Annotated in this window: 11 protein-coding genes; 7 read left to right on the top strand and 4 right to left on the bottom strand. The window is 51.4% G+C overall.

Annotated features, from left to right (window positions below):
* Positions 1-12 precede the first annotated feature (12 nt).
* Both BS639_RS18700 and BS639_RS18705 read left to right on the top strand, forming a co-directional pair.
* A complete protein-coding gene (locus BS639_RS18700) occupies positions 13-405 on the top strand; it encodes an ASCH domain-containing protein (RefSeq protein WP_055770025.1) in 393 nt (130 codons plus the stop codon).
* 87 nt (positions 406-492) lie between these two features.
* On the top strand, positions 493-1,155 hold the full coding sequence (locus tag BS639_RS18705; protein WP_084984023.1) for a hypothetical protein: 663 nt from the start codon (positions 493-495) through the stop codon (positions 1,153-1,155).
* Here the strand turns inward: BS639_RS18705 and BS639_RS18710 are convergent.
* The 3 genes from BS639_RS18710 to yebS all read right to left on the bottom strand — a co-directional run bounded on the left by BS639_RS18710 (position 1,139) and on the right by yebS (position 5,420).
* Positions 1,139-1,381, bottom strand: coding sequence for a DUF1480 family protein (locus BS639_RS18710; RefSeq protein WP_055770033.1), 243 nt, complete (start codon positions 1,379-1,381; stop codon positions 1,139-1,141). The genes BS639_RS18705 and BS639_RS18710 overlap by 17 nt on opposite strands.
* 192 nt (positions 1,382-1,573) lie before the next feature.
* The gene (locus tag BS639_RS18715; protein WP_055770036.1) at positions 1,574-4,204 is read right to left on the bottom strand and encodes a PqiB family protein; all 2,631 of its coding nucleotides are present in this window, start codon (positions 4,202-4,204) and stop codon (positions 1,574-1,576) included.
* Positions 4,173-5,420 (bottom strand): membrane integrity lipid transport subunit YebS, encoded by a 1,248-nt coding sequence (gene yebS, locus BS639_RS18720; RefSeq protein ID WP_084984024.1) that lies wholly within the window; start codon positions 5,418-5,420, stop codon positions 4,173-4,175. The genes BS639_RS18715 and yebS overlap by 32 nt, the downstream gene beginning before the upstream one ends.
* Positions 5,421-5,708: 288 nt before the next feature.
* Here yebS and BS639_RS18725 point away from each other — a divergent pair, with 288 nt between their 5' ends.
* From BS639_RS18725 to htpX, 4 genes are all read left to right on the top strand, one after another.
* Positions 5,709-6,206, top strand: a complete 498-nt coding sequence (locus BS639_RS18725) for a GAF domain-containing protein (RefSeq protein ID WP_055770041.1) — start codon at positions 5,709-5,711, stop codon at positions 6,204-6,206.
* Positions 6,207-6,301: 95 nt separating this feature from the next.
* Complete coding sequence (proQ, locus tag BS639_RS18730) at positions 6,302-6,991, top strand: RNA chaperone ProQ (RefSeq protein WP_055770044.1); 690 nt, start codon at positions 6,302-6,304, stop codon at positions 6,989-6,991.
* A 19-nt stretch (positions 6,992-7,010) separates the two neighbouring features.
* Positions 7,011-9,062, top strand: a complete 2,052-nt coding sequence (gene prc / locus BS639_RS18735) for a carboxy terminal-processing peptidase (protein WP_055770047.1) — start codon at positions 7,011-7,013, stop codon at positions 9,060-9,062.
* Positions 9,063-9,311: 249 nt separating this feature from the next.
* A complete protein-coding gene (htpX, locus tag BS639_RS18740) occupies positions 9,312-10,193 on the top strand; it encodes a protease HtpX (RefSeq protein WP_055770050.1) in 882 nt (293 codons plus the stop codon).
* Between the two features lie 91 nt (positions 10,194-10,284).
* On the opposite strand, the gene BS639_RS18745 is transcribed toward htpX, so the two are convergent.
* Positions 10,285-11,667 carry an MFS transporter gene (locus tag BS639_RS18745; protein ID WP_084984025.1) on the bottom strand — a complete coding sequence of 461 codons (1,383 nt, stop codon included), beginning with the start codon at positions 11,665-11,667 and terminating at the stop codon, positions 10,285-10,287.
* A 247-nt stretch (positions 11,668-11,914) separates the two neighbouring features.
* Between BS639_RS18745 and kdgR the strand changes: the two genes are divergently transcribed.
* Entirely contained in the window at positions 11,915-12,706 is a 792-nt protein-coding gene (gene kdgR / locus BS639_RS18750; RefSeq protein ID WP_055770056.1) for a DNA-binding transcriptional regulator KdgR, read from the top strand.
* The last annotated feature ends 17 nt before the right edge of the window (positions 12,707-12,723 follow it).

Consider the following 12,723-nt stretch of genomic DNA (forward strand, 5'->3'; position numbering starts at 1 on the left):
AAAGGATAAATTATGCTTACACCTCTTCCGCAAAAGTACAAAGACGCCGAGCGTTGGTCTTTTGGAGACAATGAGGCGCAGGCCGATGATTTGGCGAAGAAAGTCATCGCAGGGGTTAAAACGGCGACCTGCGCCAATCTTGACGATGACGGCACCCCGGAAGTGGGGGAAGTATTTGTGGTGGTTGACGGTAAAAATCACCCGGTTTGCGCGGTTAAGCTCACGGAAGTGAAACAGGTGCCTTTCGACCTGGTCACTGAAGATCATGCTTATGCTGAGGGGGAGGGCGATCGCACGCTGGCTTCCTGGCGCGTGGAGCTTCAGCGCTTCTTTGAAGCCTACGATATGTTCTCCCCGGACATGCCGCTGCTGCTGATGAAATTTGAGTTGGTAGAAACCTTCTGATTGACCCCGACGGCCAGCTTTATGCGAGTTGGCCGTCGCACGTAAAAATCCTGCCATAAACTGCCAATGCCCAGGAGAATTAATCCCATGACGTTTGCTGCACATATATCACCGCCCATAATCCACACCGAGCAGCTTATTCCGTATTTCAGCCAGTGGGAGTCTGCCTCCTCGGCTGCCGATATTCTGAGTGGCAAAATAGATTTGCGGGATATCGAGGTTTGGCCAGAATCCGGCGCACAGTCGCAGGAGGAGTTTATCGAGTGGGCTAATCACGTTTGCGGTATGTGTTGCCTGAAAATGGCGCTGGCCGCCACCACGGGAGAAGTGGTGCCCATCCTTGAGCTGACTCGCCGCAGTATGCCCTATGGTGCCTATGTGCGCCAAGGTCACCATATTCGCGGGCTTATCTATGCGCCATTTGTCGAGTTTTTAAAACATGAAATTAATGTTTCTGCACGGGTCAGAGTTGAATTAACCGCTGAGGATATTGCCCATGAGTTGCAGCTATATCGCTTCTTTATTGCCTCTGTGCATCCCAGCATTCGCCATCCGCAAGACGTGCCGCCGCGCACGGGTGGGCATCTGGTGTTGGTCACCGCCGTTAAGCAGGGAGTGATCACCTTTCATAATCCATCAGGGCACAACGAGGCAACTCAGTCCTATGTTCAACTGCCGCTAAGCCAATTTGCCCGATTTTTTGCCGGGCGCGGGGTGGCGCTAATGCCTTGGGTTACTCAAGACGCATAATCCACTCATCTTTTTGGCTGTCATACTTTTCTTTGTACAACACAGAGTGACGACCATCCAAAACGGCGGGAACGCTAACATTGTCATCCCATGCATCAAGCTGCATGCACAAGTCGGGATCGGATTTACAGGGTATATGCACTTTGTCGCCCCCTTTGGCCTCGGGTGACGACAGCTGTGCGTCATCTATTTCAAAACTGCCGATTCGAATACTGGATTTTCCCATCAGATGCCCCTCGTTAAGTTTTAGAATTAAATAGCCCACTACAGGTATGACCAGTTAGCCCAATTTTGAGAATAGCTTATTGTGCAAAAAGTGCCATAGGAAAACTCTAAACGAAAAAACTCAAGCGCAGGATGGGGGAGTGACGGCGGGCCTGAGGCAATCGGGCCCGCCGTTAAGACGGGAGGTTCAGGATCAGTTATTCGGGATGGCGGTCCCCCACTGTTGCCAGTTTTTAGGTTCCTCAGGCATCAACAGGAAGTGGCGTCCGGTAGACGCTTTTGGTGCCACTGGCGTGGTTGGCGGTGTAGCAAAGGCGATCCCTCCGCGAATAAACTGCTGGAAGGTGCCGCTCTTGAAGCTGCCACCGGTCAGTCCGAACTGTAAATTATATCCAGAGGCTAGCCAGAAGGTGGTGTTGTCGCGCACCAGGTATTGATACTTTTTACTGATACGCAGCGAAACATTAACGCGATCCGCCATTTCACCCAGCCGGAAGCCGGTCACAGTCCCTACTTCAATACCGCGGAACAGCACCGGCGTGCCGATTTGCAGCGAACCCACTTCAGTGGCATCAACCACAATTGCCAGACCGTCGGTGTAGCGTGAATCGGTGATAGTCGCGTTTTGCAGGTCAAAGGTGCGATTCGACGGGCCTTTACCGGCTTCAACGTTGATATATGGCTGCAACAGAGTATCGAGATTCTGAACACCCGCGGCTGAAATCTCGGGAGAAACAATTGAGAATCGGGTACCAAGGCGCGCAAAAGTATCAACATATTCAGGATAAAGCACCGCTTTTGCGGCCACCTGATTCAGCTGGGGGTCAAGCTTAAGTGATTCAACCTGGCCAATGGTGATGCCAAGATAGCGGATTGGCATTCCCGGAGAAATCTTGCTGGCGTCGTAGGTATTGAGGGTGATTTGACTCCCCACGGCGCGGGCGGCGGTTTCGTTATCATACAGCACGCGCTTGGTGCCTTTGCTGACCGTGACCCCTTCGAGGTTATCGAAACTGATGGCTCCTTTCAGCGCTCGGTCGAGCGGTGACGCCTGCACGGTAAGGCCGCTGCCGTTAAGCTGCACCTTAGCCCCGCCTTCGGCCCAGAAAATTGTTTTTGCGGTCAACAGGTTGCGGTACTCAGGGCTGATGTAAACATCCACCTCAAACTCGTTAGCCTTCGGACGCACGTTAACAATTTCGCCGACCTGGAATTTACGGTACAGCACGACAGAGCCGGTTTGCACGTCTGGCAAGCTTTTGGCAGAGAGGGTCAGCGTGGTGGTCGGTTTATCCCCTTTGATACCCTGTTCGGCTTTCTCCGAGTTGCTGTAGAGCGGATACTGACCCGACGGTGTGCCTTTAGTCCCCGGCAACACGCGAATTCCGCCGTCTATCCATTCTTGCGCGCTGGCGCCGAGTACTTCCATGCCATCGAGGCCCAGTTTGACGTCAACGCGGCTGTTGACCACAAACTTGCTGTCAAGATGCAGTAGATTCTTGTATTTCGAGGTCACAGCGATATTAAAGACAATGCCTGCATCGGTCAGCGATCGGTCAAGTACCTGACCAATCACGATGCCGTGCAGCAGCAGCGGCTGGCCTGCGTCAATGCCGTAGCTTTGGGGCGCAAGCAGCTGCAAGGTCATCACGCCAGGGTCTTGCAGCATGCGCTGACTGCTGTCGAGCACGGTGAAGTGGTTCTGGGGTGCGCCTTCTCCAGGAATGAGTTCCAGCGTATTGCCGGTCAGCAACTGGCTAATTTTGGCATTGTTCAGGCTAATTTTGGGACTGTTCATTTCGATACGCGTCCCGCTGCGCATCAGGTCGATAACCGACGGATCCACGGTCAGTTTACCGGTGACCTTGTTGTCAGGTTGCAACGTGACTTTTGTCAGCGTACCCACCTGAAGACCTTGATACATTAACGGTGTGCGACCCTCGGTGAGGCCGTCCCCGCTGGGTAAATCAAGATTGATATCTACACCGCGCTGACTCTGCGCAAGGTCGGGATATAGTTCATACGACTGATCGGCCTTGGCCTGATTGCCATCGGCAGGGGAGTCGAGCGCAATGGCACCGTTGACCAGCGCGGCCAGGCTTTCCATTTCAACTTTTGCGCCACTCAGGCTAAAGTCGCCTTTAAACCCTGAGACGTTCCAAAAACGGCTGTTGTCTTTCACTAAATGTGCGAAGCGTTTGTCGATAAGCACGTCGATAGTTACGCCGTTGTTGCCTGCTTCAATATCGTAATCATACACTTTACCGACGGGGATTTTACGGTAGTAGACCAGAGAACCGGTGCTCAACGAACCTAAATCCCGCGAGTGAAGATGGATCATTAACTCGCCGGTATTGAGACGATATTTAGGTTGGGTATCGAGGGCGGTAAAGTGATCCTGCTCCTTTCCGCTGCCCGGCATCATGCCGATATAGTTACCGCCAACCAGCGCGTCGAGTCCGGAAATACCGGCTAACGAGGCTTTGGGCGTCACCAGCCAGAACTGGGTGCCTTCACGCAAAGAGTCGGCCAGTTCGCTGCGAATACTGACCTTGACCATGATCGTGCGCAGGTCTTTACTCAGGCTGAGAGACTGAACGGTACCCACTTCAACCCCTTGATATCGAACCGGTGTACGGCCGGCAACGATCCCCGCCGCCGACTGGAAGTCGATGGTAACTGTGGTGCCCTGTTCCTGATAATTGCTGTAGATAAGCCAGCCAGCAATCAGCAGCGCGATGAACGGCAGCAGCCAGAAAGGGGAGATCCGGCGTCGATTTTTGACCCGTGCTTCAGTCGGTGTATTCGGCGTTTCTTGTTGCATGTGCATCCCAAATCAGGCGGCTGTCGAGCCATTCAACGGCAAGAATAGTCAGTATCACGGCAGAACCAAAATAAAAAGCGGCCGGACCCATAGTAAAAGAGAGTAACTGGTCGCGATTGACCAATGACATCATCAGTGAAATAACGAACAAATCCAGCATTGACCAGCGGCCAATCCAGGTGACAAGTCGCAGCAGGCGAATGCGGGTTTTCAATCCCTGATGCGCCTTGAAGTGAATGCTGAGCAGCAGGGTCAGCAGCACAATGACCTTGGTAAAAGGCACCAGCACGCTGGCAATAAACACGATAGCGGCAATGGGCACGTTACCGGAAGTGGCCAGCGACACAACGCCGGAAAAAATCGTATCTTTAAGTTGCTGGCCATTGGCGTAAATAATCGAAATGGGCAGCAAATTGGCTGGCACCAGCAACACCATCGCCGAGATAAGCGCTGCCCACGTTTTTTGCAGGCTGTGCTTGTAGCGAAGCGACATAGGAACGTGGCAGCGCGGACAGCGGCCTCGTGCGTCAGGATGACCGGTAAACTTGCACGACAGGCACAGCACCAGAGAGTCCGGCACGCCTTTCGGGCGACGCTGCGGATAAAACTCTTCCCACAGCTGTTCGATATTGAGATTAATCAGCGTGAGCGTTACTAAAATCGTCATCATGATATAGGCCACCAAGGCGGGTCCCATATCGATATCGGCGTACTCTTTCACCTTTATACAGGCAACCGCCATCCCGATAAGATAGATATCGAGCATCACCCAATCTTTAAGCCTGTCGAGCATCAGCAGCACTGGCTTGAGGTTCATGCCAAATTTATTACCAAAATGCAGGTACAAAATCGATCCCGCCAGTGTGAGAGGCGCGCCGACGGTGCAGAAGGCCACCATACTGGCGGTCAGTGGCGATCCTTGGCTCGACATCTGCCAGATACCCTCAAACAGACTTGCATCGATGCGGGTGCCCAGCAAACGGATACTGATTAAAGGTTCGGTGTAGGCAAAAGGCATTAACACCAGAATGCTGATGGCAATGACTATCAGGCGAGGCAGAGAACAAACTTTGCCTTTCTCAACCTTGCTATTGCAGCGCGGGCAGTGCGCCGTTTGCGTTCTGCGCAGAGCGGGCAAGGTGAAAAGGAAGTCGCACTCGCTGCAACGCTGATAGCGCGTTTGTGGCAGCGGGCCTGATATTGTGTTTATTTTCATAGGGCCTGTATGCAAATGACCTGCAGTAGAAATTGTGGCTGATTGTCTCAAAAAGCAGACATTTTGGTTATCTGGCGATGTTAAAGCCAAGAAGGTCAGGATTTTTAGGTAAAATAACGTATCATGCAAACGTCAGAACATAAATTGTCTTTGGCAAAACATATATTGTAGGCCAGTCTTTTTGAAGTCACATAGGATTAACCTTGCCGAGATACGCATTTATTGCTTATTTTATAGAGGCTAAGCGTGCAAAATAGCGGTCTACCCTCTGGTTCTAATGGTTACAACATGACTAAAGAAGCATTCTACACGGAATTAAAACGTGACCTGAACGCGTTAATTGCTGGCGAAAACAATTTTATTGCAACTTTGTCCAACGTCAGTGCCTTGCTTTACGAGCGTCTTGAGGGCGTGAACTGGGCGGGATTTTATCTGATGGACGGCTCCTCGCTGGTTCTGGGTCCGTTTCAGGGCAAAATTGCCTGTGTGCGCATTCCGGTAGGTAAAGGCGTATGTGGAACGGCAGTCGCCGAAAACGCGGTCCAACGCGTGGGTGACGTGCATGCCTTCCCTGGCCATATAGCCTGTGATGCTGCCAGCAATGCAGAAATCGTCTTACCTATCACCGTTGCAGGTCAGGTTATAGGTGTTTTAGATATCGATAGCACTATTTATCAACGCTTCGACGAAGTGGATGAACAGGGGCTAACAGAATTGGTAGCCGGGCTTTGTAAGCACCTGGAAAACAGTGGTGCTGCAAAATATGTCAATTTGATCGCAAGTTGATCGACGGATAACGTAGCATTTACGGACGGGGTCATTATAATGACGCCTGTTCATGCCTGCGCCGGTTGGCAAACCCGTTGTAATCAGGAAATTTCATGGAAAATCAACCTAAGTTGAACAGTAGTAAAGAAGTCATCGCCTTTTTGGCAGAGCGTTTCCCGCTTTGCTTTAGCGCCGAAGGTGAAGCGCGCCCATTAAAGATCGGTATCTTTCAGGATCTGGTAGAGCGCGTTCAGGGCGAAGAGAATTTGAGCAAGACACAATTGCGTTCTGCTCTGCGCCTTTATACCTCAAGTTGGCGTTATCTGTATGGCGTCAAAGTTGGCGCTCAGCGCGTTGACCTTGACGGCAATGCCTGTGGTGTTCTTGAAGAACAGCACGTCGAGCATGCCCGTAAACAATTGGAAGAAGCGAAAGCCCGCGTTCAGGCACAACGTGCTGAACAACAGGCCAAGCGTCGCGAAGCTAACGGTGAAAACGCCGAGCCGCGTCGCCCACGTCCGGCAGCAAAAAAACCTGCTCCGCGTCGTGAAAATGCGCCTGCCGCTGTTGCTGGTCAAGAAAATCGCAAACCGCGCACTCCACGTCCCGCACGTGAAGTGAGCCAACCGCGTCAGGTGCCAGTTACAGATATCACCAAGCTGCAAATTGGCCAGGAAATCAAAGTCAGAGCAGGTCAGAGTGCTATGGATGCCACCGTTTTGGAAATTGCAAAAGATGGCGTTCGCGTTCAACTCTCTTCGGGTCTGGCGATGATCGTGCGCGCAGAACACTTGCAGTTCTGATACGGAGGCCAACTCAGGCATGAACAAACTTGTCAGATTAAGCGTGATTGCGGGTCTGCTTTTTGCGGGAACAGGTCTGGTTAACACCAGCTTTGCGAATGATAGTGCACCGGTCACTATCAGTCAGCTCCCTAAATTGGCACAAGAACCACAGGACGCAACGGTGAGTGAGCGTGTTACCGCGCGCTTTACCCGTTCGCACTATCGTCAATTCAGTCTTGATGCAGATTTTTCGGGTAAAATTTTCGATCGTTACCTGAACATGCTCGATAATGGCCATAACGTACTCATGGCTTCAGATGTTGCCCAATTTGCCGACAAGCGCGGCACGCTGGGCGAAGAGTTGAAATCTGGTCAGTTGGTTACGCCGTACGCACTGTATAATTTAGCGCAAAAACGTCGATTTGAGCGTTATCAGTATGCTTTGTCCGTGCTTGAGCGCCCGATGGACTTCACCGGAAATGACTCTATAACCCTCGATCGTACCAAATCTCCGTGGCCGAAAGATTCCACTGAGCTGGACCATCTTTGGGATCAGAAAGTCAAATATGACGAACTGAACCTTAAGCTGACCGGTAAGAACGATCAGGAAATTCGCGACATTCTTGGCAAGCGCTATCGCTTTGCAATGAAACGCCTTACGCAAAGCAACAGCGAAGACGTTTTCCAGCTGGTAATGAACGCGTTTGCGCACGAAATTGATCCACATACCAACTATCTGTCCCCGCGCAGTACTGAGCAGTTTAATACCGAAATGAGCCTGTCTCTGGAAGGTATTGGTGCTGTTCTGCAGGGCGATGACGACTATACCGTGATCAACTCGATGGTAGCTGGCGGCCCGGCGGCCAAAAGCAAAACCATCGCAGTGGGTGACCGTATCGTTGGCGTCGGACAGACAGGCAAGCCTATGGTTGATGTAATTGGCTGGCGTCTTGACGACGTTGTCTCGCTCATCAAGGGACCAAAAGGCAGCAAGGTTCGTCTGGAAGTTCTGCCTGCCGGCAAGGGAACCAAAACGCGTACTATCACATTAACCCGTGAGAAAATCCGTCTGGAAGACCGCGCCGTTAAGTTGACCATCAAAAAAGTCGGTAACGAAAAAGTTGCCGTGATGGATATTCCTGGCTTCTACGTTGGCTTGACCGATGATGTTAAAGTTCAGCTGCAGAAAATGGCCAAGCAGAACGTGAACAGCCTGGTTATCGACCTGCGTACCAATGGCGGAGGCGCGCTGACCGAGGCGGTTTCTCTGTCTGGACTGTTCTTCCCGAGCGGCCCTGTGGTGCAGGTTCGTGACAACAACGGTCATATTCGCCAAGACAGCGACACTGACGGCGTTGTGTATTACAAAGGCCCACTGGTGGTGCTGGTTGACCGTTACAGTGCTTCGGCTTCCGAAATCTTTGCGGCAGCAATGCAGGATTACGGTCGTGCGCTTATCGTGGGTGAACCTACTTTCGGTAAAGGTACCGTTCAGCAATACCGTTCATTGAACCGTATTTACGATCAGATGCTGCGTCCTGAATGGCCAGCTCTGGGCTCTGTGCAGTACACCATCCAGAAATTCTATCGAATTAACGGTGGCAGTACTCAGCGCAAAGGCGTTACGCCGGACATCGTCATGCCTACGGGCCTGATCGACAATGACGTGGGTGAGAGATTTGAAGACAACGCCATGCCTTGGGACAGCATTAATGCTGCTACTTATACCAAGACGGGCGACCTGCAACCTTTCATTCCTGAACTGTTGAAAGAGCACGATGCACGTATCGCCAAAGATCCTGAGTTCCAGTATATCCAGCAGGATATTGCGAAATACAATGCCAACAAGACCAAGCGCGACGTTGTCTCTCTGAATTACGCCCAGCGTGACAAAGAAGATAAAGAAGACGACGCGATTCGTTTAACTCGCTTAAATGAGCGCTTTAAACGTGAAGGCAAAAAGCCCATAAAATCTCTCGATGATTTACCGAAAGATTATGTTGCGCCGGATCCTTACCTCGACGAGGCTGACCACATCGCCGTTGACTTGTCCAAGCTTGAAAAAGCCCAGGACAGTCAGTCGAAGTAGGTTTTAATGCTGCGGCAGTGAAGGTCTTTTAAATTAGCGCACTCCGGTGCGCTTTTTTATTTTCTGCAAATTAGAGCTGGCGCTTTATCTACAAAACGCTTCAAAGTGTAAAGTATTGTGAATTAGCGGCTTTGAATCGCCTTACCTCTTGAATCCTGTCAGTAAGCCCATAGGATCAGGTTATCCTGTCTGATTAAGACGGTATGAATGTTCTAACAATGACAACAACAATGAGGAAGTATTAATTTTATGATGCGTATAGCGTTGTTCCTGTTAACTAACCTGGCAGTAATGGTGGTTTTCGGGCTGGTACTCAGCCTGACAGGCATTCGTTCTAGCAGCGTGATGGGACTGATGATTATGGCCGGTCTGTTCGGCTTTGGTGGTGCGTTTGTCTCTTTGCTGATGTCTAAATGGATGGCGTTACGCTCGGTGGGTGGAGAAGTGATTGAGCAGCCGCGCAATGAAACCGAGCGCTGGCTCTTGAACGTGGTCAGTCGTCAGTCACAGCAGGCGGGCATTAAAATGCCACAGGTTGCGATTTATCATGCACCCGACATTAATGCCTTTGCGACCGGCGCGCGTCGCGATGCGTCGCTGGTGGCGGTCAGTACCGGCCTGCTGCAAAGCATGAGCCAAGACGAGGCTGAGGCAGTTATCGCCCACGAAATCAGTCATATATCAAACGGTGACATGGTGACCATGACCTTGGTTCAGGGCATTGTGAACACCTTCGTTATCTTTATTTCACGTATCTTGGCGCAAATCGCCTCGGGCTTTTTGTCCGGCAACCGCGACAATGAAGAGAGTGGCAACGGCAACCCGCTGGTCTATTTTGCGGTTTCAATGGTGCTTGAACTGGTGTTTGGTATTGCGGCCAGCATTATTACCATGTGGTTCTCGCGTCATCGCGAATTTCACGCCGATGCAGGTTCTGCCAAGCTGGTAGGGCGCGAGAAGATGATTGCCGCGTTGCAGCGTTTGAAAACCAGTCATGAACCGCAGGAAGCGAGCAGCATGATGGCGCTGTGTATTAACGGCAAGTCCAAGACCTTTAGCGAGCTATTTATGTCGCACCCGCCGCTGGACAAACGTATTGAAGCACTGCGCAGCGGTGAATACCTGAAGTAGTTTTTAATCCTCAGGCAGTAGGTTAATCAGATGAGAAAGGCCCGGCAGCGTATGCCGGGCCTTTTATTTTTTATTAAACTGCTCAGACGGCTTACACTTTTTGCTGAGTCACTGATTTCTGAGTCATGCGCATAATGCTGATGAATGCGCCGCCCAGCGCCAAGGAACCGGCGAGGATCAGCGAGGCGTGGGTGCCGTGGTTGCCAAACAGGTTAAACATTAATGCTACCATCGCGGCTCCCGTCGATTGACCCAGTAATCGCGCGGTCCCCAACATGCCGCTGGCCCCGCCGCTGCGACTGCGCGGGGCAGAAGAAACAATTGTGTGGTTGTTTGGTGACTGGAACAGGCCGAAACCAGCACCGCAGACTATCATCCGCCAGATAATATTCAGATGTGAAGGGTGGTCAGGCAGCAGCGCCAAGGAGTAAAGTCCCAACGAAAACACCACCAGTCCAATACCACCAAGAAAACCTGCGTGGAAGCGTTCAACCAAACGTCCGGCAATCGGTGCCATTACCATCGTCGCCAGCGGCCACGGAGTTAGCAGCAGTCCGGTCGAGACGGCGTCGAGTCCTAATGAATTTTGCAGGAAGAACGGCAGCGAAACAAACGCCAGCATCTGCGCGGCAAAAGAGCACATCGACGTGCCTATCGACAGCGTAAAGATGGGAATACGCAGCAGGTCGACCGGCAGCAGTGGCGAGGTCTTATTTAACTGACGACGCACAAAGAACCAGCCAACAATCACCAGCACGATAACTTCACCGAGAATAAGCAGTCTAGACTGCCCCTGTGCAAAGCCGCTGATGGCGCTGATAAGCAGGCCGAAGGTCAAGGCATTCATTATCCCACTGATAAAATCGAATTTCTGCCCCAATGATTTGGTGGAATTGGCGGGCAAGAACTTCAACCCCATGCAAAAGGCAATCAACCCGATAGGCAGATTGATAGCGAACAACCACGGCCAGTTGGCGAAGGAGAGGATAGCCGCGGCAACCGTCGGTCCTGCCGCGGAAGAGACCGCGACGATCAGCGCGTTAATGCCCATTCCACGCCCTAGAAAGCGTTGCGGATAAATTATTCTTACCAGAGCCACATTCACGCTCATGATACAGGCCGCGCCAAAGCCCTGTAATACGCGGGCGACGGTCAGGGTTATTAAAGAATCAGACAGCGCACAGGCCAGCGACGTAAAGCTGAAAACGACCAGGCCTATCATATAAACCCGGCGATAGCCGAAGATTTCACCCAGAGAAGCCAAAGAGAGCAAAGAAATGGTGATTGCCAACTGATAGGCATTCACTATCCAAATTGAAGAAGCGGGGCTTGCGTGCAGGTCTTGGGCTATTGTCGGCAGTGCGACGTTGGCAATCGCGCCGTCGAGCACGGAAACCGTGATGCCCAGAGCAATTGTCAGTATTGCCCCATAGCGTTGTGGGGTCGGGAGTCCATCATTAACCGTGGTTATCATGTCTGATCGTCAGCGTTGTGCTAGTGAGAGTGGCAAATATTACCACGCTAACTACCCTGCGTCTGAATTCGCAGGCCAAGGGTGAACTTTATTATTTGTAACTAGAATTAACATTTAACTCACAGTTTCTATTTTTACCGGTTCACTCTTAGAGAAATGCCGTTCCATTTTTTATGAAACAAAAAAAGTATCTGTCGCCCATTTATGGAATAATACTCAAAATATAAAACAGGCAGGTAAAAAGATTATGGCTCTCGCAGATCTTGATAAGCAACCCGACTCCGTTTCATCGGTACTTAAAGTGTTCGGCATTTTACAAGCACTGGGTGATGAGCGTGAAATTGGCATTACTGAACTTTCACAGCGCGTTATGATGTCCAAAAGCACGGTCTATCGCTTTCTTCAAACGATGAAATCACTCGGCTATGTCGACCAGGAAGGGGAGTCGGAAAAATATACGTTGACCCTGAAGCTGTTTGAATTGGGCGCGAAAGCTCTGCAGAATGTCGATCTTATTCGTAGCGCCGATATTCAAATGCGCGAAATATCACGTCTGACCCGTGAAACCATCCACCTTGGCGCGCTCGACGAAGATGGCATCGTTTATATTCATAAAATCGATTCGATGTATAACCTGCGTATGCATTCGCGCATAGGTCGCCGTAATCCGCTGCACAGTACCGCTATCGGCAAAGTCCTGCTGGCCTGGGGCGAGCAGAACGATGTAGACGCACTGCTTGCCGACATGCAGTTTACCCGCAGCACCGAGCATACGGTGATGGATGCGCCAAGCTTGGTTAAGGTACTCGATCAGGTGCGCAGCCAAGGTTATGGCGAAGATAACGAAGAACAGGAGCAGGGGCTGCGGTGTATCGCCGTGCCGGTATTTGACCGCTTTGGCGTGGTGATTGCCGGTCTGAGCATCTCCTTCCCGACTATTCGCTTCTCGGAGGAGAGCAAAAATGATTACGTGGCCATGCTGCACACGGCGGCGCGAAACATCTCCGAACAGCTGGGGTATCATCAGTATCCGTTTTAAATTGCCCATCAAGCGCG

The sequence above is a fragment of the Rouxiella silvae genome (assembly GCF_002093625.1).
Taxonomy (GTDB): domain Bacteria; phylum Pseudomonadota; class Gammaproteobacteria; order Enterobacterales; family Enterobacteriaceae; genus Rouxiella; species Rouxiella silvae.